Below are 26645 nucleotides of genomic sequence, written 5' to 3' on the forward strand. Positions count from 1 at the left end.
TGTAATCAAATCCACACATCGCTGCAATGTGTGGATTATGAAGGAGTCCTCATGTCTGCAACCCTTGCACCCGAAGCCAATGCTTCACTGGCACGAAAACACAAGACAGTTTTGCTCGCCGCGCCGCGCGGATTTTGTGCAGGCGTTGATCGTGCTATTCAAATTGTGGAGCGCTCCATCGAAAAATTTGGAGCTCCCGTCTACGTCCGACATGAGATCGTTCACAATCGCCATGTTGTACAAAGACTGACAGACTTAGGCGCAGTCTTTGTGGATGAGCTGGACGAATGTCCCGATGATCGCCCTGTCGTCTTCTCTGCCCATGGCGTACCGAAATCAGTGCCCAAAGCCGCCCAAGCGCGCGACTTAACTTTTCTAGACGCAACTTGCCCATTGGTGTCTAAAGTCCATGTTGAAGCCGAGCGTCACGCAAAGGAAGGCCTGCATATTCTTTTGATTGGGCACGCAGGCCACCCAGAAGTTATTGGCACCATGGGGCAATTGCCAGACGGGCAGATGAGCCTGATCGAAACGAATGAAGACGCCCAGACTTTTACACCGAAAGAGGGTCAAAAATTGGCCTTGGTGACGCAAACCACCCTGTCAGTCGATGACACCTCAGAGATCATTGAGACCCTCCAAAGTCGTTTTCCAGACATTGCCCTGCCCTATAAAGAGGATATTTGCTACGCAACCACCAACCGCCAAGCTGCCGTGAAAGCCATTGCCGAGCGCTGTGATCTCTTGCTCGTCCTTGGGTCTGTGGCGTCGTCCAATTCAAAACGCTTGGTCGAAGTTGGGGCTAAAGCCGGTGCAAACAAGGCCGCTTTGATCTCGTCTTCTGATTCGATTGATTGGGACGCAGTGGATAAGGCTGAGACTATCGGCTTATCAGCGGGGGCTTCGGCGCCAGAATATCTTACGGATGGCGTGATAGCGGCGCTACGCTCACGCTATGACGTCACATGCCAAGAGGTAGAAGTGATAAAAGAAAAAGTCATCTTCCGCCTGCCGCGCTTACTTCTCGAGAAATAATGCCCCGCAAAACTAAAACGCTCGAACCCGGCGCACTGGACGGGGCGCTCGTGATTTATACCGATGGCGCGTGCTTGGGTAACCCCGGACCCGGCGGTTGGGGCGTTATTATGTACCACGGCAAGCGAACGAAAGAGATGTGCGGCGGTGAGACCGATACAACCAACAACCGCATGGAAATGACGGCGGCAATCAAAGCGCTAGAGGCAATAAAGCCGGACTTCGAAGGTCCCGTCGTCCTGTTCACTGACTCGACCTATGTGTTAAAAGGCATCACCGAATGGATACACGGGTGGAAAAAACGGGGTTGGAAAAAGTCGGACAGAAAACCCGTCGTCAATAAAGATTTATGGCAACAACTCGATGCCTTAAATTCCAACCGAAATGTTCGGTGGGAGTGGGTAAAGGGTCACGCGGGCGACATAGGAAATGAACGCGCAGACGAACTCGCCGGGCAAGGTATTCCAAAGGGCGCAAAGAAGGCGAATTAGCCCGCTGTAAGCACGTCTATTGCGCTAGTTCAGACTTTGTTGAACCGAACTGAATCACAAACACCAGAGTTTGATATCGGCCTACCGTCCGCGAGAACTGCTCGCCATTTTCGCCATATAAATATTGGCTGCAAAGCCGCAATACACGCAGAGCTCATCCATAATTCGAGGTGGCATGCGTCGTGATCTCGGCCTGACGTCGAAATCGTAAGATTCTTTACTGAATTTCTCGGTCGGGCGAAGTTCCAGAATGGGATGGCCATTCTGTTCGACCAAAAACCACCAGCTATTGACCCCTTTTGGTTTGATTTTGAATTCGTCTTTGCCGCCATCTACACGGCGTAGCTCGAGCTTACCTCGCCCTTTCCAATCAAATTCTAATTCGCCCATGCGGTCGTCCGCTTTAGAAATATAGAATTTCATCGCGCCGCGCATAGAATTGGAATTCTGCGCGGTGATCTCAATATCGACGCCATGAATATGCGCTTTTGCCGAAGCAAAAGCTGCATTTCCTTTAGGGCTACGCATCTCGGACGCATAGGCCAAGCCCCCGATCACAACCTCATCCTTGATCATTTCGAACGAAAAGCGAGAGCCAAAGCTTTGAATTGTAAGCGTCATGTCAGACTGACAATTAGGCTTTGACGATAGGTTGGACAATGAGCGTTGCCCCTGCCACAGACGTGATCACCAGCGCATCGCCAACCTTTGGGTCGTCAAATTCTGTACTGGCTTTCCACTGCGTGTCACCGACAGTGACGCGGCCTTGGCCATTCACAAAGTCAGTGAAGGCCACAACCCGACGCCCTGTCATAGACCGTGCAGGATCGTTCAGATCAGAGGGCGTGCCAGACTTCATTAAAGGGCGCAGATAGATGTGCCCGACGACAAGCAAGGCCGCAGATAAAATAAAGAACATGATGAACTGAAGTTCCCAGGACAAAGGTAGGAAAAAGACCCATAGAGACAGGATGAGCGCAGCCACAGCCGGCCACAAGATGTAGGTCGTCCCCGTGATCAATTCGAGAGCGACCAGGCCTATTCCCAGCAATCCCCAACGGGTAGCGTTCATAGATTCCAAGAACGCCAGCAAGATGTTGGTATCAGATTCCATGCGTGTTCTCCCTACTTCTTCTTACCGCCCGCTAGCAGTTCATTGATGCCGCCGACAGTCGCAGCGAGGCCGGACATTTCAGCGGGTACAATGATGGTCTTTTGGTTCGGGCTTTTTGCCAACTCACCAAAGGCTTTCACATATTCCTGCGCGACAAAGTAATTGATCGCGTTAACGTCACCACGCGCAATCGCGGTTGAAACCATCTCTGTGGCTTTCGCTTCGGCTTGAGCTTCCCGCTCACGCGCTTCAGCGTCGAGATAAGCGGCCTCTTTACGGCCTTCAGCCTCACGAATTGCGGCCTCCTTCTCGCCTTCCGCCTTTAGGATAGAGGACTGCTTCATGCCTTCCGCGATCAGAATGTCAGAGCGCTTTTCACGTTCGGCTTTCATCTGCTTGTTCATCGCTTGGGTGATGTCATGTGGCGGAGAAAGATCTTTGATTTCAATCCGGGTGACCTTGGTTCCCCATGTATCCGTGGCTTGGTCGATGACCGCCAAGAGCTGCGCGTTGATTTGCTCACGCTTGGACAAGACCTCGTCGAGATCCATAGAACCCACAACTGTTCGAACATTGGTCAAACAAAGATTTTGAATGGCGTTCCCTAAATTGGAAACCTCATAAGTTGCCATTTTCGCGTCAATCACTTGGATAAAGACAACGGCGTCGGCTGTAACCATCACGTTGTCTTTTGTGATGACTTCTTGGCTCGGAATATCAATGACGCGCTCGCGCATATCCATCTTTGCAGAAATTCGCTGATAAAACGGAATAACGAAAGCCAGACCAGGCTTCAATGTCCCCGAATAACGCCCGAAATTCTCCAGAGTCCATTCAAAACCCTGTGGGATAATGCGGACCGTTTTCATCACGATAAAGACCGCCAACACAACGAGTGCAATTGGGATAATGCCTGCTAATTCCATAATTTTGTCCCCTTTCGACAATTATTATTTGTGACGCCGCCAGAGTATTGGCGACGCGATTTTCTGACGTAAGCTTGGCCGTGAGCTTATAGCTCGGACAGCATGTGCTCCGCAGAACTAACTTTAAACTCGCCGGGACCTTCGACAAAGAGGCGCTCAACCGTGCCATCATCGACAACCATAGCATAACGCTGGGAGCGCTGGCCCATACCGAAACCCGTTCCATCCATTTCCAAGCCAATCGCTTTGGCAAAGTCACCGTTTCCGTCGGCCAACATGTCGACATCACCGCTGCCGGCAGCCTGTCCCCAAGCGCCCATGACGAAGACATCATTGACGGACACGCAAGCAATCTCATCGATACCGCGTGCTTTCAGCATGGCCGCTTTTTCAACATAGCCTGGCAGGTGTTTTGCCGAACAGGTTGGCGTGAAGGCGCCAGGTACAGCAAATAGCGCGACGCGCTTGCCAGCGAAAACGTCATCTGTATTCACAGGCTGAGGTCCGTCTGGTCCCATTTTCATAAACGTAGCGGTAGGGAGCTTGTCCCCTTCTTGAATAGCCATATCGTAATTCTCCCAAATAAATTTTATCGTCTTTCGATAAATATAGGAAAGGTTGTAAAGCGGCGCAAGATGTCGAAATTCGATTTCCACGCAAATCGTCTCTTTTAGAGAGGTTCAGGAGAGTTGATTTAAACCCGTCTACGCTTAAGCTGATCATAAGGCATGACGAATGTAACCCAAGACACACAAAGCTTTCGCGCGAAGATTCTACTGGCGACGCCAGATATGGGGGATCCGCGTTTTGCGTTCTCCGTTATCTATATCGTGGGTCACGACGAATCCGGTGCGATGGGGTTCGTCATCAACAAAGCCAAGTCTGGCCTATTGATTTCTGACTTACTGGATCAAATTGGAATTGAAGGTGACGTTCAGGTTGCTGACGCGCCAGTACTTGATGGTGGCCCCGTTGATTTGGACCGTGGCTTTGTCCTTCACAGTCTGGATTATTATAGACCCGAGACGTCGCTGAGGGTGTCGGACAGCTTGGGCATGACCCCGACTAAGGACGCGATGGAGTCGCTTGTCTCGGTCAGTCCCCCGCAACGGGCTATGATGGCCATTGGCTATGCCGGTTGGGGCGCAGGACAATTGGAAGCCGAAATTGCGGGTAATGCTTGGCTCGTCACGGACGCTGATGATGCGCTGATTTTCTCAACAGATTTCGATGGGAAATGGGCAACGGCTTTGTCCTCAATAGGAATAGATCCCAGTAGCCTTAGCCAATCAGGTGGCCGCGCTTAAAATCTCGTTTTTAATCCGAACTAAGTTTCGCGTAGATATCGTGATCCCGCCACTGCCCATTAATTTTCAACATGCCTCTGGCTTTGCCTTCAAATCTGAAACCGCTCGCCTCCAGCACTTTGATTGAGGCGGCATTATCACATTGAACAGCAGCTTCGACGCGGTGGAGGCCTAGCCCATTAAAACAGAAGGTGGCGGCGGCACCGACGGACGCCCGCGCAAAGCCACGACCCGCAAATTGTTCGCCTATCCAATACCCCAATTTCGCTGACTGAGCGGTCCCGCGATCAATATGTGTAATATTGCAAGCCCCGACGAGTGTCTCGCCTCGGAATATGTGGAAGGGATAGGCTCGGTCTTGCTGAACCAGTTTTTTCAAACGCGCCAAACGGCCACGATAGGCTGGGCGGTTTAGGCCATGGGTCGTCACATCAGGTTCCCAAGGGCGAAGGTAGTCGAGATTTTCGCGCCGTAATGCGGCCCACGCGTCAAAGTCTGACCATCGCGGATGCACCATGCTGATCGTGCCGCCCGTCGCCTGCGCGCTTAAAACTGTATGTATGCCTCGACTATTCACCAAGTGAGGCGTCCAGCCCGTCGATGAATCATCAGATAGAAAATGATGAGCAACAGAGCGAAAGAAAACCACGTCAGCATGTAATCACGGTGGTTATTGCGGATCGTCGGACGACGCACAGGTAAGGCTTCCGCTGCGGACGCGCCTCGGTCGGCCGTGTCAAAGGGGAGTTTTGTGGCGATATCAATATAATGGGTCGTAATCGTATCTGGGCGTCCCCAATCCCCTGTTTGATTGAATTTGAACCATCGATTGGTTTTGCGATTGGGTTTTGATTTCAACCAGCCCTCAACCCGCCCCATAGGGTGATCTTCTCTGACATAGCCCACAAGCACATCGGCAACGATATTCGTTGGACTGACGGCTGTTCCGTCGGGTTTGGCTTCACTTAATACAGTATCATAGCGGCCAAATATCGGACCGTATTGCTGGAATAAATCCCAATAGATTCCGCCTTGCTGTGTTCGGTAGACGGCATAGATAGGCTCGCCACCTGTCGGTGAAGATTGGAAGGCAATTCGGCGGAAATCAACGGGTTCGCCCGCGTCTATCGCGCGTATCAAATCATCCAATGAGGTCAGTGGTGGTGAGGTAACGGAGGCTTCAACCTCCGCCAACAAACTTGTCTTCCACTGTAGCCGTTGGAACTGCCAGACGCCCAGAGAAATTAAGATGACGAGCATGACGGCGACAATGCCCGTCAACCACGGCATGGGGCGAAGACGCATCGTCATGTATCAGAGTCCTTGCCTTTGAAATCTTGGAGACGGACTTCTCTCGCATTTCTCTGCCACGCGATATTGAACATAACGCCGCGCATAAGGCGCAAGAGCCAAAGGCTAGAGAGGATAATGATCAAACTCCAAATCACGAATGTGACGGCGAGCGGGGGATCGAGCAGCATGTGAAATGCGAGTGCCATCGGAATGATAAAAATACCGACCGCGAAAATGACGAAAATCGCGGGACCGTCACCTGCATCCTCGTCTAAGAAGCTGGCGTCGCAAGCCGCGCAACTCTCTTGAAAGCTCAGAAGCCCCTTAAAAAGTTGCCCTTCCCCACATTCGGGGCATCGACCGGATAAGCCAGTCTGAACGGGCGGCAGGCGTCGCCTGCCGCGTCGAGGTGTTTTCATGTGGGTCGGGCTACCGATTATCCAACTGCAAAGATGATGTAGACGAAGGCAAACAAGAAAAGCCACACGACATCAACAAAATGCCAGTACCAAGCTGCCGCTTCCAGACCAAAATGCTTCTCTGGGCGCAGTCCGCCTTTTGAAAGACGTAGGAACATCACGGCCAAGAAGATGGTACCGATTAAGACATGAAGCCCATGGAAGCCTGTCGCCATAAAGAAGGCAGACCCAAAAGCGTCTGTAGAAATCCAAGGATGTCCTTCAGTGCGCTCATGGAAAAGCTCAAGATATTCGTAGCCTTGCACAAATGTGAACAAGAGACCCAGCGCAACAGTCAGACCCAGTCCCCACTTTGCCCCTTTTCGATCGTTATGGATCAAAGCATGATGCGCCCAAGTTACAGTCGTACCCGACAGCAACAAGATAATTGTGTTCATCAGCGGAAGGTTCCAAGGCTCTACACCTTTGATACCTGGGGCCATAGAGTCGGCATAGGCGCCCGCATTTTCGAGAACGTCCGTGTTCCAGCCTGCACGCATCTTATGGAAGAGGCCCAGTTCAAAGAACATCCAGAACCAACCCACAAAGAACATGGCTTCCTGCATGATGAACATAATCATGCCATAGCGGAGACCAATATCGACGACGGGTGTGTGATCGCCGGCCCTACTTTCAGCCGCAACGTCTTTCCACCAACCGAACATGACATAAGCCGCAAACAGCGTTCCGAGGACGAGCAGTATCCACCCCCCGTCTGCGCCGACTTTATCGGCGACAGGGCGATAGCTGTCTTGGAGGCTATCGAGCCCCTTTGAGAAGAAAAACTCGAGCATGGGTGATTCGCCCGTGCGTGGGACGAGTCCCGCAAAGAAAACAACCATGCCGAAGCCCCAAACAAGGGCAGCCAAGCCAGACAGGAATGGCCATGGGGATGGTGGAATAAGGTGATAGTCGTGTTCGACGGCGTGTCCGGCCATGAGAGAGCTCTTATCGCTAAGGTCGCACGGAATCTGTGCGAGTTTAAAAATTCTGAGTGGCTATAGCGGCGCCCTGCGTTCGCCGCAATATCACATCGTAGATTAGTTAGTCGCAGGCACAGTCTGAGCAGCGGGTTCTGGCGCGCTCAAAGTGCCTTTTTCGGCTGGGAAAAAGGTGTAGCTTAAGGTGATCGTCTTTACGTCATCTAAGCGCTTGTCCTCGTCCAACTGAGGGTCGACGAAAAAAATGACGGGCAGGCTCATTTCAGCACCTGGCTGAATCGTTTGCTCTTCAAAACAAAAGCAGTCTGTCTTGACGAAAAACGGCGCCGCTTTGATTGGCATAACGTTGAAATTGGCGACGCCTGTCAGCGCCTCATCTGACGTATTTTTGACAGTATAATAGGCTAACCCAGATTGGCCGAGCTGCACGTCCATGCGGCGCTGATCCGCTTTAAATTTCCACGGCAAATCTTGCGCTACATTCGAGTCGAACTCTACGGTAACCGTGCGATCGAGCACCTCGGACAGGTTATCATCTGCGATTTTTGGCGTTCCGCCATAGCCTGTTACCTTGCAGAACGTATCGTAGAGCGGGTCTGACGCAAAGCCAACGCCAAGCATGGCGACGCCGACAGCCGACAAAATGATGAGCGTTTTACGATTAGACGGCATTCGGCAATTGTCCTCTGCTGACCATGGTAACAAAAACGAGGATGACAAAGATAAGGAGCCCCGCAGCCAATGCGATGTTCCGCTTTGTGCGCGCCTTTATCTCCTCTGGCGTAGGTTCGACGAAGTTTTCAGGCTTGTTCCGGTATTCTTGCATGTCAGAGGCTTCCACGTAAGAGATGGTCCACTCCGATGAGAGCGAACATGGCGAAGAGATAGAGGATTGAGAAGGCAAAGAGGTTCCGCGCATCGCGATCACCCTTTTGAACTTCATAGAGGCTTTCAGGTTGGACTTCGTCTTTTTCACCTGCGCGCGAACGCCAGACTTTGAAGGTCAGCGCGACAAACCCAAGGTTCAGTAATAATGCGCCAAAGGCATAGACGGGTCCACCAAGCCCTGTGAAAACGGGCGCGGCACATACAGCGGCTAGAGCCAGTGAATATGCGAACATTTGGTTGCGCGTGGATTTCGGACCCGCAACGTTGGGCATCATAGGAATCCCGACGCGACCGTAATCGCTAAGCTTATATAGGGCGAGCGCCCAGAAATGGGGTGGCGTCCAGATGAAGATTATCAAAAATAGGATCGTGCTATCAAGCGTTACGGTTCCCGTTACAGCCGCATAACCGATCATCGGCGGCAACGCCCCGGGTGCGCCACCAATTACAATGTTCTGAGGCGTCCGTCGCTTTAACCACATGGTGTAAATCACAACATAAAAGAATATTGTGAAGGCCAGCAAACCCGCTGCGACATAATTTGTCGCCAAACCCAGCATCCAGACCGAGACAACAGACAGCAAAAACCCAAAAGTCAGCGCTGTTCGGGGGGCCATTATCCCGCGCGGTAAGGGGCGCTTTTTTGTCCGCGTCATCTGCGCGTCAATATCGGCGTCGTACCACATGTTTAGCGCGCCCGACGCGCCCGCCCCTACAGCAATACAAAAGATCGCCATGATGGAATTATAGAGCGGCAAAGACCCAGGCGCGACCAAGAGCCCGATGATCGCCGTGAAAATCACAAGGCTCATCACCCGTGGCTTCATCAATTGAAAAAAGTCGCGTGGCCCCGCGAGGGACAGGCCTGAGGCCGCCAAAGCGACAGGTTCATCTGCCACAATATGTGTGTCTATGCTCATTGGGGTGCATATCGTCCAAAAACGCGCGACTCACAAGAGCGGATGAGGATTTGCCGCAGTTTGCCGTTTCAAAAGCGCCAACAAAAAAAGCCGCCCCAGATGGAACGGCTTTTTATATTTAGGTGTACAGAGCGTCTAGTGCTCGTCTTTGTTGTCCTCAATCCGTGGGAGGACGTTGAACTGATGGTATGGCGGTGGAGAGGACAATGTCCATTCCAGCGTCGTCGCACCTTCACCCCAGTAATTATCACCAACACGACGACGGGAGATCAAGAGCGCTTCGATCAACATTAGGAAGAAGAAGGCGACACCCGCGAGCGTGATATACGCACCGAAGGACGAGACCTGGTTCCAGATCGCAAACTCTTCAGGATAATCAATGTAGCGACGTGGCATACCGTTCAGACCCAAGAAATGCTGTGGGAAGAAGATGACGTTTACACCGATAAAGAAGAGCCAGAAGTGAGCGCCAGCCAACCATTTGTTGTACTGCACGCCGAACATTTTGCCGAACCAGTAGTAGAAGCCAGCAAAGATACCGAAGACCGCACCCATAGACAGCACGTAATGGAAATGCGCGACGACATAATATGTGTCGTGAAGATAAGCATCTACACCTGCGTTCGCGAGCATCACACCTGTCACGCCGCCAACGACGAAGAGGAAGATGAAGGCCAAAGCCCACTGCATTGGGATGGAGTAACGGATGGAACCGCCCCACATCGTTGCGAGCCATGAGAAGATCTTCACCCCTGTCGGCACCGCAATGACGAGCGTTGCGGCGAGGAAGTAAGCCTTCAAGTTCACATCCATACCAACGGTATACATGTGATGCGCCCAGACCACGAAGCCAACGACACCGATTGCGACCATCGCATAGGCCATTCCGAGATAGCCAAAGATTGGCTTTTTCGAGAAGGTCGAGATGATGTGCGAGACGATACCAAAGGCCGGCAAAATCATGATGTAAACTTCAGGGTGACCGAAGAACCAGAACAAATGCTGGAACATCTGTGGATCACCGCCACGTGCAGGATCAAAGAACCCTGTGCCGCCGTCAATGCGGTCCGTGAAGAGCATGAACAAAGCCGCCGCAAGCACTGGCAACGCCAAGAGCAGCAGGAACGCAGTGACCAAAACAGCCCAAGCAAACAATGGCATTTTGTGCATAGTCATGCCGGGGGCACGCATGTTCAAAATGGTCGTGATGAAGTTAATCGCGCCGAAAATGGACGAGAAACCAGCTGCCAATAGGCCAATGATAATGAAGTCGAATGCGGGCCCGGGTGAGCCGGTCGTACTGAGTGGTGGATACATCACCCAACTGCCCCCGAATCCATTCCCCGAGGCACTGCCTGGCACAAAGAAACTGATCAGCAAGCAGAGCAAGGCTGTCGGTAAGAGCCAGAATGAAAGGTTATTCATGCGTGGGAAAGCCATATCTGGCGCGCCGACCATGATCGGGACAAACCAGTTACCGAAACCACCAATCAAAGCAGGCATGACCATGAAGAAGATCATGATCAATCCATGCATGGACACATAGACGAGATACTGATGTTCGCTTGCAAAGTAATCAATACCAGGCGCCGCGAGTTCCATCCGCATCATAAAGGACAGGAAGCCGCCGATCAGACCCGAAATGATACCAAAGATCAGATAAAGCGTACCAATGTCTTTATGGTTTGTTGAGTAGAACCAGCGCGCAAAAAAGCCTGGCTTACCGTCATCTGCATAACCTGCAGGTTCGACGGGCGTGTTTTCTCCGGGGAGTGCAACCATTGTTCTCTCTCCTATTTCTGAGCCGCGGTTTGACCGCTGCCGATTAGGGTATTGTCTGTATTGATTTGTGCGACAGATGTCGTGAAGGCACCGTCGTTGGCAACCCAGCGCGCATATTCGGCTTTGGATACGACATTCACTTCGATCGGCATGTAGTAATGTTTGATACCGCAAATTTCGGAACACTGACCGTAGAATACGCCTTCGCGTGTCGCGCGGAACCATGTTTCGTTGATAATGCCGGGAACAGCGTCCATCTTGATGCCGAAGCTGGGTACAGTCCAGCTGTGCATATTATTGATCGACGTCACGAGGACTTTGACGTTGGTATCAACAGGCACGACGAGCTGAGCGTCTGTTCCTAAGAGGAACGGCTTACCCTGCGCTTTGGCTTGAATCTCATCCAACGGGTTGGAGATGATTTCGTCAATATTTTCCAGATCTGGATATGTGTAGGACCAGTTCCACGTGTTACCGACGGCTTTAACGGTCATTTCCGTTTCTGGCAGTTTATCTTGAAAATAAAGAAGCTGCATCGATGGAACCGCGATGAACAGCAGAATGAGAACGGGGGCAATCGTCCAGACAACTTCGATCGCCGTGTTATGCGTCGTCTTGGACGGAACAGGGTTCGCTTTTTCGCGGAAGCGGATCATGATGAAAACCATCAACGCCATAACGAAGGCTGTAATACCGGAAATCCAGTAGAACACCATATTATGCACAGTGGTCAGGTCTTCCATCACAGGCGTCGCCGCATCCTGCAGGAAATATCCGCCATCGGCTGGCATGCCCATGCCACGTTCACCGCCTAGGCCGATCGTCACAAGACCTATGAAGGTCACTAAAGCGATCAAAACTGCCAAAACTGCGGCAATGATCGTCGTATTATTCCGTGGAGACTTCATCCGGCCCTCTTACTCATTTTTGACGGTGGCAGAGCCCACGCGTCGATCTCAAACTGTATATGCGGCGGGCGCTGAGATGTCTCGAAAGTATTCCAGCACGAATTGTCGCATTTGGGCGGTTGTCTATAGCGAGAGAGCGCTTAGATAAAGTCCTATAACAGTGAATCCCGCATTGTTTTGCGCAAGATTTATGATCTCTGAAAGATTGCATGACCGATTTCGTATTTGATGACAGTGCGCTCAACGCTCAAAAGGCCCAGCAACAGCTCGATGAGGCACTTCGCGGCGCAGATGACGGAGAACTCTTCGTTGAACGCTCAGCATCCGAATCGCTCACATTTGATGATGGTCGGCTTAAAACCGCCAGTTTTGACACGTCTCGCGGCTTTGGCCTGCGTTGCGTTGCGGGCGAGACCTCGGGCTTTGCGCAATCCACTGAACTTTCTGACGGATCACTAGCGCGCGCAGTCGGCGCGGTGAGCCTTGCGAAACAAGGCTATGATGGAACGGCCGCGCCCTCGCCGCGTCGCACGAATACCGCGCTCTACCCCGACATTGACCCTGTTGCCTCACCCAGTTTCGGCGTGAAAGTTGAGCTTCTGCAGGAAATCGATGCCTTCTGCCGCGCGCTGGATCCGCAGGTTGTTCAGGTTACGGCCTCCATGAGCGCAAACCGCCGCGCCATCGCTATCCTCCGCGCAGGCGGGGAACGCTATGATGATATTCGTCCGCTGGTGCGTCTGAATATCATGATCACAGCCGAAAAAGACGGCCGTCGCGAAACAGGGTTCGCCGGCGCGGGCGGACGCGAACCTTATGACGGTTATATCAATCCTGAGTTTTGGAAGCCCCTCGCCCGCGAAGCGCTCCGTCAAGCGCAAGTTAATCTGGACGCCGTTCCCGCCCCAGCGGGTCAGATGGACGTCGTGCTGGGACCCGGGTGGCCCGGCATTTTGTTACACGAAGCCATGGGCCACGGGCTTGAAGGCGACTTTATCCGCAAAGGCACCTCGGCTTTCGCTGGAATGTTGGGCGAACGAGTCGCCTCCCCCGGCGTTACGGTTGTCGATGATGGATCCATCGCGAGCCGTCGTGGCAGCTTGACCATTGATGATGAAGGCACACCGACGGGCCGAACGACTTTGATCGAAGACGGAATACTCGTCGGTTTTATGCAAGATCGTCAAAATGCCCGCTTGATGGGGGTTGAGCCGACAGGAAATGGTCGCCGTGAAAGCTTTGCCCATTCCATCATGCCGCGCATGACGAACACATTTATGCTGGGTGGTGAACGCGACCCGGCCGAAATGTTGGCTGAACTTGATGATGGCATTTACGCGACAAATTTCGGCGGAGGCCAAGTCGATATCACGAGCGGCAAGTTCGTTTTCCAATGTACCGAAGCCTATCGTGTGCGAAATGGAAAAGTCGGTGAACCGCTCAAAGGTGTGACCCTGATCGGCGACGGCCCAACCGTCCTGACCCAAATTCGACATGTCGGGACTGATATGGCGTTGGACCCAGGCATTGGGGTTTGCGGCAAAGCGGGACAGGGCGTTCCGGTCGGCGTTGGACAACCGAGCCTCTATGTTGAAAACCTGACGGTCGGCGGGAGTGCGGTTTAAGCACCCGACATATCTGCGATGGTGGCAGATCAGACCCATTGATTTCAGTCTGCTTCTGCTCCCCATTATTGTACAACGGGTCCTTGCGCTTCCGCTCTGGATAATGGCGATTATATTTCACGAACAAGATGAGACCCCCATGTCGTTCGCGTTGGACGCGACCTATTCTGGCGTGAATGCCCCACAAACCCTCCGACACATTATCATTTTGGGGTGGGTCTTGCTCGGCGTTGCCACGATATCGACGGGTCTTGAGCGTTGCTATAAATGGCCAAAACTCATTTTAGTCTTCACGGCATTGACGGCTTTAATGGCCCTCATGACGTTTAATACGATGGCACTTTACGAACCCTATCTGGCAGCACGACGATAATTACGCGGCCGCCAGACATGAACATAACCTAAACCTATTTTTAGGAAATCGAGAATCTTTCTCGCTTGCACCTGAACTTTCCTACATAGAGTGGGCAAACCACGAAACCGATAGGAGTACGGATATGGGAATGAACATGATGGAAATGATCCTGAGCGCAGCTGGCGGTCAGGCTCCACAACAAATCGGAAGCCAATTTGGCCTCGACCAACAACAAAGCCAAAGTGCGATTGCCGCGCTTCTACCGGCGATCTCTTCTGGCTTGAAGCAAAACGCCGCTTCACCACAAGGTCTCGCAGGTCTTCTTGGCGCGCTGCAGAATGGCACGCATGACCAATATCTCGACAACCCAACCAATTTGGGACGCCCTGATGCGGTTGCTGAAGGCAATGGCATTCTGGGTCATTTATTTGGCACGAAAGAAGTTAGCCGCGCCGTCGCAGGACGTGCCGCAGAGCAATCTGGAGTCTCAGCCGATATTCTTAAAAAAATGCTGCCAATGGTGGCGATGATGGCGATGGGCTCTCTTGGCAAACAAACGCGTGGCGCAGGTATGTTTGATCAAAACCAAAGTGGTGGCGGATTACAAAGCATGATCGCCCAGATGGCGATGCAACAGCTCACTGGCGGAAGCGCTTCCAAAGGCGGCTTGGGCGGAATGTTGAGCGGCCTTCTCGGCGGTGGTGGCGCGCGTCGTCAGCAAGCACAAATGCAACAGCAAGCCAGTCAGGCGCATCAATCTGGTCTCGGCATGTTGGGTAAAATGCTTGACGCCGATGGCGACGGCAACTCAATGGACGATATTCTTGGGATGCTGATGAAGCGCTAAGACCAAGCGAAAACAAAGGCGGGCCTAACGGCCTGCCGTCATAACGCATCCAATAAAAAAGCCCGCTCAAATGAGCGGGCTTTTTCTTTTTCCAGAAGAGGCTGAGACTACTGCGGCGTAGCGGACGCGATGACAGCTTCTTCCTGCAAGTCGTCATAGATCTTTTTATTTGCGATCTCGACATCTCGTTCCCAGCCTTTGGTGAACAGTCCGATGAGCAGTACAACAGCGCCAACGCCAATCGCAAAGGTCGCAATCATCGTGAACAAAGCTGGCATTTCAGCCACATTTTCTGGGTCGAAACCACCGGCCAAGAGGCCCGCAACAATGTTACCCATGGAATATGTCAGAACAAACAAGCCCATCATCTGCCCCAAGAAACGCGGCGGAGACAATTTGCTGACGGCCGACAATGAAATCGGGCTTAGGACCAATTCGCCAACTGTGTGCAGGAAGTAAGTCAGGACTAGCCAGAAAATCGCGACTTTACCATCCGCGGCAGCGTGAGCGGCAAAAATCATAACCACAAAACCGAGACCCATGATAATAAGTCCAGCCCCGCATTTCAGGCCATAGCCTGGTGTGATCATACGTTTACCGAGCCAAATCCAGAATAATGCAAACAAGGGTGTTAGCGTGATAATGAAGAATGGGTTCGCATTCTGAAGCCATGTCGTTGGAATTTCAAAACCACCAATTGAACGGTCCGTGAAATCTTGACCAAACAAATTCAATGATGATCCAGCTTGTTCGAACCCTGACCAGAACATCGTAGAGGCCACGCAGATAAGAAGGAAAGCCAACATGCCTTTTTTCTCAACTGCGTTCAGATTTCCAAGCAGGTAAACCCACAGAAAATAGACAACAAATGTGGCAAGAAAGAAAACCGCGACAAATTTAGACGCCGCGATGGGGTCAAAACTCATCGTCCCTGACATCAAAAGCGCCGTGACGGCTGCCACAAGAACTAAGAACGCTGTAATGGTTGTCCAGCTCTTCTTCTGGCCCGAGTTAGATAACGGCGCAGCAGGGGCGGCACCTGCGCCTTGAAGGCGCTCGCGCGTGAACCAAAAGTAGATCAAACCTAGCGCCATGCCAATTGCTGACGCGCCAAAAGCCCAATGGATTCCATTATTTTCATAGAGAAAGCCACAGACTGTGTAGCCAATGAACGAGCCGATATTGATGCCCATATAATAGAGAGCGTAACCACTATCGCGCCGTTTATCTTCAGAGCTATAAAGCTGCCCAACGACGGCGGAGATATTCGGCTTCAAAAGTCCTGTCCCAAGTACAACAAGGATCAGCCCTAAAAAGAAAGTTTTATCACTTGGGATGGCCAAAACGATATGACCACACATGATGACAATGCCGCCATACCAAATGGCTTTTTGACTGCCGATTAAACGATCCGCAATCCAACCGCCCGGCAAACCCATGAAATAAACAGACGCGGTGTATAGACCATAGATCGCAACAGCTGTTGCAGTCCCAATACCCAGACCACCTTCGGCAATTGCCGCGGTCATAAACAAGACGAGAAGTCCACGCATGCCGTAATAGCTCATGCGCTCCCACATCTCGGTCAGAAATAGTGTCTGCAATCCTTTTGGATGTCCAAAGAATTGCTTGTCTCCAACAGGCGCAGTCGCGGCGCCAGGTAACTCAGCCATCAAAATCCCCTTTGAGCTTGTTTACTCTGCCGTATAACCAACGCGCATGCGCATGACGGCCTCGGGCGTCTCTTGCATAGCTATTGCGCCGACGCAACGCGGTCCATGTTTTCTTAACTAAAACACCTCACAAAAACTGCGAAGGGTTGAGCTAAACGCTCAGGTAGACTAGGTCGCGTCCGAACCCATTGGGATGGGAGGAATGGGGATGAAACTTGCGCCTACGAAACTTAATATCTGTGATGCTGACGACCACCGGACTCGTAAGCGCTTCCTTGGCAACCGCACAAACACCGCTGCCAGTTGAGGCCACAGAGCCAACGTCCCCCCAAGATACCTATACTCCAGATTATTTTTCTCAGTTCCAGCCACAGACAGCCTTCGATATGGTTGGGCGCCTCCCCGGTTTTTCACTGGAGAGCGACGATGGCGGACGCGGATTCGGGCAGGCTTCGCTTAACATTCTGATCAATGGACGTCGTCCAAGTTCAAAGTCGCAAGGCCCAAGAGAAATCCTAGAGCAAATCACCGCGGAAACCGTTGTGCGGATCGAAATTGTGGACGGCTCCACATTGGACATACCGGGGCTGCAAGGCCAAGTGGCGAATGTGGTTGTCAAAGCTGGCGAACTTTCAGGTACGTGGCGATATGCTGCGCGTTTTCGCCAGAGGTCTCAACCTCAACTCCTAGAGGGTGGAATTTCCCTGACAGGTCGGCGCGGCGATTTAGGCTTCACCGCCCAAGTCGAAATGGGTCAATTTATTCTGGATGAGGTCGGCGTTGAAAACTTCTCAGATGCCGACGGAACGATTTTTGAGGAGCGCACAGAACGGCTGACGCTCTCCGATCAACGCCCGAATGCCTCACTGAACCTTGCATGGACTCCGAGCGCAGGCCCTCTGACTGGCCATGTTGCTAATCTAAATTTGTCGGGGCAGCTCTTCAATCGCGATCAATCGAATAGAGAAACCTTTATCGCGCGCGCCCCGCAAGGCCGCACAGGCTCAAGTTTTGTCACGGGCGGCGAGGACGAATATAATTATGAAATTGGCGCAGATTACGCAGTTCCAGTAGGCGCAGGTCAATTCAAAATGATCGGGCTCTACCGCTATGAGGATTCGGATTTTCCGACACGTTTTACGTTTGCACAAGATGGCGAGACACCCTTTCGACAAACCATATTTCGTGATGATAGAGAATCTGAAACGATTTTGCGCGGTGAGTATAACGTTGCCCCCGCGACAGATCACACGCTGCAGTTTTCGGGTGAATACGCTTTAAACACGCTAAAATCAGACACAGTATTTACACGTTCTGGCAGGGACGACGCTTTTGACTCTGTCGAAGTCGAAGAAAATCGATTCGAAGGGTTTTTGACCCATGGTTGGACGATCTCGGACGCCTTTAATTTACAAACCTCTATTGGCGCTGAATACTCTGAAATTGATGTCCTGAGCATCGACGCCGAACCACAAGATTTCATCCGTCCAAAAGGCACAGTAGCGGCCAGCTACGTATTAAACCCTGAATGGACGCTGCGCGGCAGTGTAGAGCGCCGGGTCGGTCAGCTGGGGTTCGGGAATTTCATCTCCACGATCAATGTGACCGATGTGAATGCAACAGAGGGCAATGATTCCATTGTTCCTGATCAACGGTGGGTCTTGGAAGCGGAGGTCCAGCGTCACCTCGCCAAAGGCCTTTCGGGCACTTTGACAGGGAGTGTCCAATTTCTCGAAGATCAGATTGAGAATATACGATTCGAAAACGGAACCATTGGTCCAGGGAATTTAGATGGCGGTCGCTCCGTTTCTTTGGAAGCTGACGTCACCTGGGTATTGGACGAACTCGTCACACCTGGCTTACGGGTTGAATTCAATGGCGCGTGGATTGAATCTGAATTGGACGATCCCATCACGGGCGAGCAACGACCTTTCTCTGGCGATACAAACTGGTTTTACGATTTAGAGGTCAGGTATGATTTGCCCGGCACGCCATGGGCTTTTGAAGGTGAGATCGAACGCAGCGTCCTTTACCCGAGTTACCGCGTCGACGAAATTGCACAAAATCGCTTCATCCGCCCCGAAGTCGAACTCAAAGTTATTCACAAAGATTTTCTAGGCATTCAGTGGACTGTCGGAATGCAAAACATGCTCGATTTTCGTTTCAAACGAGAACGGCAGGTCTTTAATGACGACCGCCTTGGCACGATTCGACGAGAAGAAAACTTCACCCGTCGTCGCGGCCGACGTCTAATTATTGAACTAACAGATACATTTTAAAACGCGGCTGTCCCGCGTTGAAAAAACTTTAATCTAGTAAACGCACTCTTGGTAAACGCGAGAGATGTCCCCTGCCCATTCGCGATTGAATTTTGTGATCAATCGGTCTGCGTTTGAACGTTTGGCGGCGACCATCGCGTCCAAATCTTGGAGGAAAATCGTTTCGTTCTCGCCATGAGCATTTAAACGCGCGCGGTTGTTCAGGCCCGTGCGTGAGATTTCCAATGCCTGTTTCGCAAGGTCATTGATCGTCACGTCACGGAATTTCGTTTGCAGCCCATGTGTTGGAACTTCGTTGCGCAAAGTCTGACGCTCTTCTGCTGTCCAATCTTTGATCATATCCCAGGCCGCATCCAAAGCCGCTTGATCATAGAGCAAACCCGTCCAGAACGCCGGCATAGAGCAAAGCTCATCCCAATGCCCCGTATCACATCCGCGCATTTCCAAGAATTGTTTCAAACGAACCTCAGGGAAAATGACCGACAAATGATCTTCAAAATCTTGCATCGTCGCCGTTTCACCCGGGAGAATATCCAACTTCCCATCGAGGAAATGGCGGAAATTTTTGCCCGCCGCGTTCAAATATTCACCATCACGATGTACAAAATACATTGGCACATCGAGGGCGTAATCCACATATTGTTCAAAGCCGAAACCTTCGTCAAAGACAAAGGGGAGCATACCTGTACGGTCAGGGTCTGTGTCCATCCAAATTCTTGAACGGAAAGATTTGTAACCATTCAGCTTCCCATCGGTAAAAGGAGAGTTCGCAAACAATGCCGTTGCGATGGGTTGTAGCGCAAGGCTGACGCGGAACTTTTTGACCATGTCCGCTTCGGAACCAAAATCTAAATTGGCCTGAACGGTACAGGTGCGGAACATCATCTCTCGCCCCATTGTGCCGACTTTCTGCATATAATCACGCATGATTTTATACCGCCCCTTTGGCATCACGGGCACGTCTTCCAGCTTCGTGTCGGGGCGGAAACCGAGTGATAGGAAAGCGGCGCCTATTTCATCCGCAACTTCACGGACTTCGCGCATGTGGCGGCTGACCTCGCCGCAGGTCTGATGGATTGTTTCCAGTGGCGCGCCAGAGAGTTCAAATTGACCCCCAGGTTCCAAGGAGACTGAAGCCCCGTCGCGCTTCAAGGCGATAATATTTCCACCTTCGAAAACAGGCGTCCAATCAAATCGCTGTAACCCTTCCAACATGGCTTTAATGGAGCAAGGCCCATCATAGGGTAGCGGGAGATTGTCTTTCGTCGAAAATCCGATTTTTTCATGTTCCGTCCCCACACGCCAATCCGCCTTGGGTTTTGAACCAGCAGCCAGATAGTCCACCATTTGGGACTTGGCGCGGATGATTTCGGGATTTGATTGAGAAGGTCCAGACATGTCGGGTCTTTAAGCGGCACGTAGACGTTGGACAAGTCGGAAAACAGCAGGCCAGCCAAACGAAAAAGTGACTGACGCAGATACGACGCGAGTCAATACGGGTGTGGATAGGTCAGACGGGATCAATTGCGGTCACCGCCTTCGCCCGCTAGAGGGGCCTTCAATCTTCCATTGCCGTTTAACGAGACTTGTTATGAAACTCCTACTTATCGGATCCGGTGGTCGCGAACATGCGTTGGCATGGAAACTGGCGCAATCGCCAGACGTCGAAACGCTTCATTGCGCCCCGGGCAATGCGGGCATTGCGGAGGTCGCGGACATTGTTGACGTTGCGGCAGATGACATGATCGGTCTGCTCGCATTGATCCAGCGCGAATCCTATGATCTGGTGGTTGTTGGACCCGAACAACCCTTGGCTATGGGGCTGGTCGATGCGCTTCAAGATTTGGGCGTCCCCGTCTTCGGTCCGACACAAGCTGCCGCTCAGCTCGAAAGCTCCAAGGCCTTTACCAAAGCGTTCTGTGACCGTTATGATATCCCAACGGCTGGCTATGGCGTATTCACAGACGTGGTCGCGGCCAAGGCCCATCTCAAAACCATGACGGCCCCTTATGTTCTGAAAGCTGATGGCTTGGCAGCAGGCAAAGGCGTCGTTATTCCCGAAACGCTCCAAGACGCGGAAGCCGAATTAGATGATTTCTTCTCGGGCAAATTCGGCAATGCGTCTGAAACCGTCGTCATTGAAGATTTCATGCGCGGGCAAGAGGCCAGCTTTTTCGCCATTTCCGACGGCAAATCCGCACTGCCTTTAATTGCCGCACAAGACCACAAGCGCGCTTTTGATGGTGATGAAGGCCCGAATACAGGCGGAATGGGAGCCTATTCGCCCGCTCCCGTTTTTACTGATGACATTCTGAGCACAGTTATGGAGAAGATCATCCAGCCAACTGTCTATGGCATGGCAAAGGACGGTCACCCGTTTAAGGGTGTCTTATTTGCAGGCCTAATGATCACGGAAGACGGCCCAAAACTCATCGAATACAACGCTCGTTTTGGTGACCCCGAATGCCAAGTCATTATGCGCCGGTTGCAATCTGATTTGCTGCCAATCTTACTTGCCGCAGATGCTGGCACGCTGGACACGGTTGATGCCCCCGCTTGGTTTAACGAGCCTGTGGCGAATGTGGTACTCGCAGCAAAAGGCTATCCGGGCGCCTATAAAAAAGGCACCGTTATTTCTGGCGTTGAGACAGCGAACGAACGTGACGGTGTTGTAGTTTTCCATGCCGGAACGCGGCGCGGTAAAAACTGTGGTAAACTTAAAGCCAATGGCGGTCGTGTTTTAAATATCACGGCTTCGGGCTCGACGCTCCGCGAAGCGGTCGATACGGCCTATGCGGCCGTCGATGATATTAAGTGGTCAGCCAAACAATATCGCACCGATATTGCCCATCATGCATTGGCCAAAACGTAAGCGAGCGACATGTTTAAAATTTTCGGGAAAAAGAAAAAGGGGAATGATGGGTCATCCACTCATCCGACCGATTTCGAGGGTCTCGTAGAAAAAGGAACACACCACACGCAGGCCCTACACGCCGCGCATGAAGGGGGTTGGGGGTTTGGCCGTGCAGATCGCTTTGAAGTCGACCTAGAATCGAACCGCATTCAATTCATCTTCGAAGGCGACAAAATCGCGTCGGCCCCTTTAACACTGATCGGAACCTGGGCGGCTGCGTCTTCCGAGTTCTTATGGGGATGGGATCATCCCATGTGCCCTCCAGCCGATAATGCTGCGGCTGTTGCCGTGAAAGCCTATGCCGACGCGCATAATATCGTCCAGTTGCAGCAACGCACAGTCTCTTGTGCTGGCGATGACGGATGGCCGCTGGCGGGAATTGCCTGTCTTTTGGGAGACCTCCAAGGCGTCTACCGCACGCCAAACGGCGATAACTTAGTCTATTTCGGTTTTGGTAACATCACATTGCGGTCAATCGCCTAAAACGCGAATAGGCTTTCAAGGTCTTAACAATGTGTTAACAGGGCGCATGACCTATCGCACCCTTTTATCCTCCGCCCTTTACACATCTCTCGCCATTGGCGCGCTTGGCGTGGCCTTCTCCGCTTTCGCGGATGAAGACACGATGGAAAGCCACGAAGACTTCACACTCATCCATGCTGGACACGTCATGACGGTGCCGGGCGAACGCGTCCTTTCCGACCACACCATTATTATTCACGACGGCAAAATAGTCGGTGTTGAGCCAGGCTTTCTCGAAGATGACGACGCCACGATCATCAATGGCGAAGACATGTTTTTCTTACCGGGTTTGATCGATAGCCATGTGCATTTGCGCGGCGATCGCGACAGCGGAAAACCTGATGATGCGGTCCGTCTCGAATCGGGTGACGTGGCCCTCCAAGCCGCCGCCCATGCGCGAACCACACTGCTGGCGGGCTTCACCGCAGTTCAGGACGTTGGCGGTCCAAAAGAAATCTTCGCCCTCCGTCGCGCTATTAATAAGGGCCTCGTGCCCGGCCCACATATTCGCGCGGCAGGCTCATCTATTGCGGCCACAGGCGGACACGGAGACTTTCACGGCTTTAAAGACGACATTCTGAAGATGATGAAGTCCGAAACAGTCTGTGACGGTGTTGCCGATTGCAGACGCGCGGTCCGTCAGGCCGTGAAAAATGGCGCGGACGTCATTAAAATCACCGCAACAGGCGGCGTTATGTCAGACACCAATGCGGGCACGGGCCAGCAATTGATGGATGATGAATTAGAAGCCATCGTAGAGGCCGCGGCCTCCATGGGTCGCAAAGTCACCGCGCATGCCCATGACAAGGGCGGCATAGAGGCGGCTCTGCGCGCGGGTGTCAGCTCCATCGAGCACGGCTCTTTTATGGACGCTGAAACAACGCGTCTGTTTAAGAAATATGACGCCGTATTGGTCCCAACCGTTCTGGCGGGAAAAACCGTCGAAGCTTGGGCGGCGGATCCAGAGACAACCTTGTCTGCCAATAGCGTGAAAAAGGCCCGAGACGTGGGTCCCGCCATGCAGGACATGGCGCGACTGGCGTTTGAAAATGGCGTGACCATTGCCTTTGGAACAGATTCGGGCGTGTCTAAACACGGCCAGAATGCGAAAGAATTTCAATATATGGTTGCCGCAGGCATGAGCGAAACAGAAGCCATCCGATCCGCAACGGTGGTTGCGTCCAAGCATATCCAATTAGATGATGTCATCGGGACACTCGAAGCTGGAAAATTTGCAGACCTTATCGGCGTCGACGGCGATCCGCGAAAAGATATCAGCGAACTTATGGATGTTGATTTCGTGATGAAGGGCGGCGTCGTTTACAAGGGCCAATAGCCGAAAATTGACCCGTCGGTATTTAAAGCTGCGAAGCTGTGTTTTCTAAGCAAGCTCAGTCTGGTTTTGAAAACCACTTCGGACTAAAACACTGAGCGCTCGCTCGCTGACGTGAAATTCTCCGTCCGCGTGCGCAATGCGGTCGAGCATTGTCATAATAAAGTCTTTGTCAGGATAGTGGCGAAGCTCTCCGATCACAGACTCAAACCAATGTTTAAATCCAACGGGACCGAGCCGAATTTTATCAGAAAGCCGCTCGCGGTTCATTTCAAACCACATTAATAACTTGGCTTCGGTTACAGGCAAATCAGACGCCGCATGGGCCTGAATTTCTTTCGCAGAGTCAACGAAGGTTGAAATTTCGCTAGAAAAAACACGCTTATCCGCAAAGATAGAGAGCGCGATAATCGTCAGCAATGCTTCGACTTGATTAGAAAACACAGACCCATCCCAAAAGCGCCCCAAGCGCTGTCAAATGTCTAAGTCATGAAGCTGAAGAAAGCCTAAAAGCCAAGTTGATTTATGCGACCCGTAAAATGGCCCGCGCACCCAATGCATCTTTGGCAATTTGATCTTTCAACGCCTCAAAACTCTCGAACTTTTTCTCTGCGCGGATGAAACTGCGGAAACGGACATCGATCAGTTGCCCATATAGATCGCGGTCAAAGTCGAGAAGATGCACCTCCAACCGGGCTTCTTCTCCATTTACCGTTGGGCGACGGCCAGTGTTGGCCACGGCGGGACGCCATTGGGTTTCACCCTCAATGCGAACCTCAACAACATAGACGCCAAATTTGGGTCGAACGAGGTCACCGAAATCTAAATTTGCGGTTGGAAAATTAATTGTCCGGCCGCGCTGCTGTCCCTTTTGAACAACGCCGTCGACCTGCCAGGGACGCGACAGCATATGTTGCGCGTGGAAAACATCACCCGATTGCAGAGCTTTGCGAATTTCGGTCGAGCCGTATTTCCCATAAAGGCGGTGTAGCCCCACGGGCGAGACGGCCGTGACACCAATGCCGCGTTCGGCGCAAAGACGTTTTAAGCTCTCGACATTGCCGCAGCGGTTTCTCCCAAAGCCGTAATCTTCGCCCACAACAACATGGCGTATAGCCAGTCCCTGATGCAGGACAGTTTGGACAAATTGCGTGTCATCCATATCCCGCAACATTTCATCAAACGGAATTTCATACAAAAAATCGACGCCCAATTCGGCCATAACCTGCGCGCGGATACGCGGGCTCATCAAACGAAAGGGATCTGCCTTGGGTTTGAAAAAGCGGTAAGGATGCGGCCGAAACACACCGATACCCAGTGGCGCGCCCAACTCATCTGCGATGGATTGGGCCTGCGTGATAACAGCTTGATGGCCGCGATGCAGACCATCAAAATTTCCAAGCGCAATGACAGCGCCTTGGTCGGCGGAGGCCAACCCAGAATAAGTTTGGAGCGTTTTCACGCGCGGCTAGGCCTCAGGGGCGTCTTCGACTGGGCGCTTCTGCACAAAGACACCCGCATCCCCGCGGCAAATTTTGCTGCCTTCGACTTCGCAATGCACCTTCATCTTCACACGACCCGTGCGGGCGTTGATTTCCGCAACCTCGGCAACGGCCATGATCTCATCCCCAATGAAGGCTGGCTTTCGGAACCGTAGGTTCAGTTCCACAAAGACAGCGCCGGGGCCTGGCAAATCATTGCCCAAAATAGCGGAGATAAAACTGGCCGACAGCGCGCCATGGGCGATGCGTTGACCAAAATTCGTTGTGGCCGCAAATTCCGCATCCACATGGATAGGATTATGATCACCTGTGATATCGGCAAAGGTATTGATCATCTCCTCGGTGATGGTGGCGTGCGTTTCGGAACGCATGCCGACTTCGAGGTCTTCAAGATAGTATTTTACGGTCATGGCGGGCCTCCTAGCAAAGCGCAGCGGCATTGACCACGAAAAATCGTGATCGCGAGAGGGTCAAATTACCAACTCAATTTCGGCGCAACATAACGGGCGCTAATGCCGTGCTGCGTCAGTAAAGATTTGAACTTGTTCTCCATGTCTCCATGCAAGCCATCCTGAATAAACAGACAGTCCATTTTCTGATTTTTCGCACCGATGAGATCCGTGAAGATATTGTCGCCAATGCAGAGAATACGCTCGGGCGGTGGCACGTAACCTGTGACCTCGTCCAGCCAAGCCCGACACAGGCGATAGATCGGATCATGGGGTTTACCCGCATAAATCACCTCACCGCCCAGATCCTCATAGACTTTACCAAGCGCCCCGCCGCACCAGATAATGTCGTCACCGACTTTGACTTTGATGTCTGGGTTGGCACAGACCATTGGAATGCCGCGCTCGCGCGCTGCGCCCAGAATTTCGGTATAATCATCGGGATGTTCGTCATCTTCATACATGCCCGTACAGCTGATGAAGGTCGCGTCCTCAAGGTCGGAGAAATTCATCTCTAACCCTGCGTAGAGTTTATCGTCACGCTCTGGTCCGATCTTAAAGGCGGGACCGGGTGCGCGCCGTGCGAGGGCGTCAATCGTCGCATCGCCTGCGGTGACAACGGCGTCATAAAATTCACCGGGCACGCCAATGTCGCGAAAACTCTCAGGGATGGTGATGCTGGGGTTTGGCGCATTGGTGATGAGGACAACAGGCCCGCGTTCGCGGAACCGCTCTAACGCGTCACACGCCTCGTGAAACGGCACCTTGCCATTATGGATCACGCCCCAAATGTCGCAAAACACAGCGTCATAATCATCAGCAACTTGGCCAAGGCCAGAGAGGGTTTGGAAAGGCGTGCTCATGCGCGGGGGTTACGGGCTGACGGGGTTTTGGGCAAGTAGGAAAACGTCAAGAGCAGAGCGGCGTAAACCGCGCAAAACGGGCGAAGGCTCAATCCGCTCGTCTTAACCAATATTCGTAAGCGTAGACGTATTTCAAATAGTATGTTTCACCAAAGGTTGGGGTATGATAGTATTTAGAAACTTCACGAAGGAAGAGCCAGTCTCTTTCTGAGATTTTCAT

At 52.2% G+C, this 26645-nt stretch carries 29 protein-coding genes; 10 read left to right on the top strand and 19 right to left on the bottom strand.

Features of this window, described 5'->3' with window-relative positions; translation table 11 throughout:
• Nucleotides 1-51: 51 nt before the first annotated feature.
• On the top strand, nt 52-1035 hold the full coding sequence (gene ispH / locus IE073_RS06740; protein WP_189583051.1) for a 4-hydroxy-3-methylbut-2-enyl diphosphate reductase: 984 nt from the start codon (nt 52-54) through the stop codon (nt 1033-1035).
• A complete protein-coding gene (rnhA, locus tag IE073_RS06745) occupies nt 1035-1526 on the top strand; it encodes a ribonuclease HI (RefSeq protein ID WP_189583054.1) in 492 nt (163 codons plus the stop codon). Before ispH ends, rnhA begins: the two co-directional genes overlap by 1 nt.
• 81 nt (nt 1527-1607) lie before the next feature.
• On the opposite strand, the gene IE073_RS06750 is transcribed toward rnhA, so the two are convergent.
• The 4 genes from IE073_RS06750 to IE073_RS06765 all read right to left on the bottom strand — a co-directional run bounded on the left by IE073_RS06750 (nt 1608) and on the right by IE073_RS06765 (nt 4132).
• Nucleotides 1608-2147, bottom strand: a complete 540-nt coding sequence (locus IE073_RS06750; RefSeq protein WP_189583057.1) for a hypothetical protein — start codon at nt 2145-2147, stop codon at nt 1608-1610.
• A 13-nt stretch (nt 2148-2160) separates the two neighbouring features.
• Nucleotides 2161-2640, bottom strand: a complete 480-nt coding sequence (locus IE073_RS06755; RefSeq protein ID WP_189583061.1) for an NfeD family protein — start codon at nt 2638-2640, stop codon at nt 2161-2163.
• Nucleotides 2641-2651: 11 nt separating this feature from the next.
• Nucleotides 2652-3566: an SPFH domain-containing protein gene (locus IE073_RS06760; protein WP_189583064.1), complete on the bottom strand. Its 915-nt coding sequence runs from the start codon at nt 3564-3566 to the stop codon at nt 2652-2654.
• Nucleotides 3567-3652: 86 nt separating this feature from the next.
• Nucleotides 3653-4132, bottom strand: coding sequence for a peroxiredoxin (locus IE073_RS06765; protein WP_189583887.1), 480 nt, complete (start codon nt 4130-4132; stop codon nt 3653-3655).
• Between the two features lie 162 nt (nt 4133-4294).
• On the opposite strand from IE073_RS06765, the gene IE073_RS06770 reads away from it, so the two are divergent.
• Entirely contained in the window at nt 4295-4873 is a 579-nt protein-coding gene (locus tag IE073_RS06770; protein WP_189583067.1) for a YqgE/AlgH family protein, read from the top strand.
• Nucleotides 4874-4883: 10 nt separating this feature from the next.
• Here IE073_RS06770 and IE073_RS06775 read toward each other — a convergent pair whose 3' ends face one another.
• From IE073_RS06775 to coxB, 9 genes are all read right to left on the bottom strand, one after another.
• A complete protein-coding gene (locus tag IE073_RS06775) occupies nt 4884-5450 on the bottom strand; it encodes a GNAT family N-acetyltransferase (RefSeq protein WP_233349877.1) in 567 nt (188 codons plus the stop codon).
• The gene (locus IE073_RS06780) at nt 5447-6184 is read right to left on the bottom strand and encodes an SURF1 family cytochrome oxidase biogenesis protein (RefSeq protein ID WP_189583070.1); all 738 of its coding nucleotides are present in this window, start codon (nt 6182-6184) and stop codon (nt 5447-5449) included. The genes IE073_RS06775 and IE073_RS06780 overlap by 4 nt, the downstream gene beginning before the upstream one ends.
• On the bottom strand, nt 6181-6585 hold the full coding sequence (locus IE073_RS06785; RefSeq protein WP_189583073.1) for a DUF983 domain-containing protein: 405 nt from the start codon (nt 6583-6585) through the stop codon (nt 6181-6183). Before IE073_RS06785 ends, IE073_RS06780 begins: the two co-directional genes overlap by 4 nt.
• Before the next feature lie 17 nt (nt 6586-6602).
• The gene (locus IE073_RS06790) at nt 6603-7562 is read right to left on the bottom strand and encodes a cytochrome c oxidase subunit 3 (RefSeq protein WP_189583076.1); all 960 of its coding nucleotides are present in this window, start codon (nt 7560-7562) and stop codon (nt 6603-6605) included.
• Nucleotides 7563-7664: 102 nt separating this feature from the next.
• A complete protein-coding gene (locus tag IE073_RS06795) occupies nt 7665-8237 on the bottom strand; it encodes a cytochrome c oxidase assembly protein (protein WP_189583079.1) in 573 nt (190 codons plus the stop codon).
• Nucleotides 8227-8391 carry a hypothetical protein gene (locus IE073_RS06800; RefSeq protein ID WP_189583082.1) on the bottom strand — a complete coding sequence of 55 codons (165 nt, stop codon included), beginning with the start codon at nt 8389-8391 and terminating at the stop codon, nt 8227-8229. Before IE073_RS06800 ends, IE073_RS06795 begins: the two co-directional genes overlap by 11 nt.
• 1 nt (nt 8392) lies before the next feature.
• A complete protein-coding gene (cyoE, locus tag IE073_RS06805; RefSeq protein ID WP_189583086.1) occupies nt 8393-9373 on the bottom strand; it encodes a heme o synthase in 981 nt (326 codons plus the stop codon).
• A gap of 135 nt (nt 9374-9508) precedes the next feature.
• On the bottom strand, nt 9509-11155 hold the full coding sequence (gene ctaD, locus IE073_RS06810; RefSeq protein ID WP_189583089.1) for a cytochrome c oxidase subunit I: 1647 nt from the start codon (nt 11153-11155) through the stop codon (nt 9509-9511).
• Nucleotides 11156-11166: 11 nt separating this feature from the next.
• Nucleotides 11167-12063, bottom strand: coding sequence for a cytochrome c oxidase subunit II (gene coxB / locus IE073_RS06815; RefSeq protein ID WP_189583092.1), 897 nt, complete (start codon nt 12061-12063; stop codon nt 11167-11169).
• 209 nt (nt 12064-12272) lie between these two features.
• Here coxB and IE073_RS06820 point away from each other — a divergent pair, with 209 nt between their 5' ends.
• From IE073_RS06820 to IE073_RS06830, 3 genes are all read left to right on the top strand, one after another.
• Complete coding sequence (locus IE073_RS06820) at nt 12273-13688, top strand: TldD/PmbA family protein (RefSeq protein ID WP_189583095.1); 1416 nt, start codon at nt 12273-12275, stop codon at nt 13686-13688.
• A gap of 139 nt (nt 13689-13827) precedes the next feature.
• Nucleotides 13828-14061: a hypothetical protein gene (locus tag IE073_RS06825; RefSeq protein WP_189583098.1), complete on the top strand. Its 234-nt coding sequence runs from the start codon at nt 13828-13830 to the stop codon at nt 14059-14061.
• Nucleotides 14062-14185: 124 nt separating this feature from the next.
• Nucleotides 14186-14890: a DUF937 domain-containing protein gene (locus IE073_RS06830; RefSeq protein WP_233349879.1), complete on the top strand. Its 705-nt coding sequence runs from the start codon at nt 14186-14188 to the stop codon at nt 14888-14890.
• A 107-nt stretch (nt 14891-14997) separates the two neighbouring features.
• Here IE073_RS06830 and IE073_RS06835 read toward each other — a convergent pair whose 3' ends face one another.
• Nucleotides 14998-16563, bottom strand: coding sequence for a peptide MFS transporter (locus tag IE073_RS06835; protein ID WP_189583101.1), 1566 nt, complete (start codon nt 16561-16563; stop codon nt 14998-15000).
• A 275-nt stretch (nt 16564-16838) separates the two neighbouring features.
• On the opposite strand from IE073_RS06835, the gene IE073_RS06840 reads away from it, so the two are divergent.
• Entirely contained in the window at nt 16839-18842 is a 2004-nt protein-coding gene (locus IE073_RS06840) for a TonB-dependent receptor plug domain-containing protein (protein WP_189583104.1), read from the top strand.
• Nucleotides 18843-18875: 33 nt separating this feature from the next.
• Here the strand turns inward: IE073_RS06840 and IE073_RS06845 are convergent, their stop codons facing one another.
• Nucleotides 18876-20240: a glutamate--cysteine ligase gene (locus IE073_RS06845; RefSeq protein ID WP_189583107.1), complete on the bottom strand. Its 1365-nt coding sequence runs from the start codon at nt 20238-20240 to the stop codon at nt 18876-18878.
• A gap of 193 nt (nt 20241-20433) precedes the next feature.
• On the opposite strand from IE073_RS06845, the gene purD reads away from it, so the two are divergent.
• The 3 genes from purD to IE073_RS06860 are packed head-to-tail and all read left to right on the top strand — an operon-like array spanning nt 20434 to nt 23614.
• Complete coding sequence (purD, locus tag IE073_RS06850) at nt 20434-21714, top strand: phosphoribosylamine--glycine ligase (RefSeq protein WP_189583110.1); 1281 nt, start codon at nt 20434-20436, stop codon at nt 21712-21714.
• A 9-nt stretch (nt 21715-21723) separates the two neighbouring features.
• Complete coding sequence (locus tag IE073_RS06855; RefSeq protein ID WP_189583112.1) at nt 21724-22239, top strand: DUF6882 domain-containing protein; 516 nt, start codon at nt 21724-21726, stop codon at nt 22237-22239.
• A gap of 46 nt (nt 22240-22285) precedes the next feature.
• A complete protein-coding gene (locus IE073_RS06860) occupies nt 22286-23614 on the top strand; it encodes a metal-dependent hydrolase family protein (protein ID WP_189583115.1) in 1329 nt (442 codons plus the stop codon).
• Between the two features lie 45 nt (nt 23615-23659).
• Here the strand turns inward: IE073_RS06860 and IE073_RS06865 are convergent, their stop codons facing one another.
• The 4 genes from IE073_RS06865 to IE073_RS06880 all read right to left on the bottom strand — a co-directional run bounded on the left by IE073_RS06865 (nt 23660) and on the right by IE073_RS06880 (nt 26425).
• Nucleotides 23660-24055 (bottom strand): hypothetical protein, encoded by a 396-nt coding sequence (locus IE073_RS06865; RefSeq protein ID WP_189583118.1) that lies wholly within the window; start codon nt 24053-24055, stop codon nt 23660-23662.
• Nucleotides 24056-24134: 79 nt separating this feature from the next.
• Nucleotides 24135-25073, bottom strand: coding sequence for a bifunctional riboflavin kinase/FAD synthetase (locus IE073_RS06870; RefSeq protein WP_189583120.1), 939 nt, complete (start codon nt 25071-25073; stop codon nt 24135-24137).
• Nucleotides 25074-25079: 6 nt separating this feature from the next.
• The gene (locus IE073_RS06875) at nt 25080-25523 is read right to left on the bottom strand and encodes a MaoC family dehydratase (RefSeq protein WP_189583125.1); all 444 of its coding nucleotides are present in this window, start codon (nt 25521-25523) and stop codon (nt 25080-25082) included.
• Between the two features lie 65 nt (nt 25524-25588).
• Entirely contained in the window at nt 25589-26425 is an 837-nt protein-coding gene (locus tag IE073_RS06880) for a TIGR01459 family HAD-type hydrolase (RefSeq protein ID WP_189583128.1), read from the bottom strand.
• Nucleotides 26426-26645: the final 220 nt, after the last annotated feature.

The sequence above is a fragment of the Litorimonas cladophorae genome (genome assembly GCF_014652455.1).
Taxonomy (GTDB): domain Bacteria; phylum Pseudomonadota; class Alphaproteobacteria; order Caulobacterales; family Maricaulaceae; genus Litorimonas; species Litorimonas cladophorae.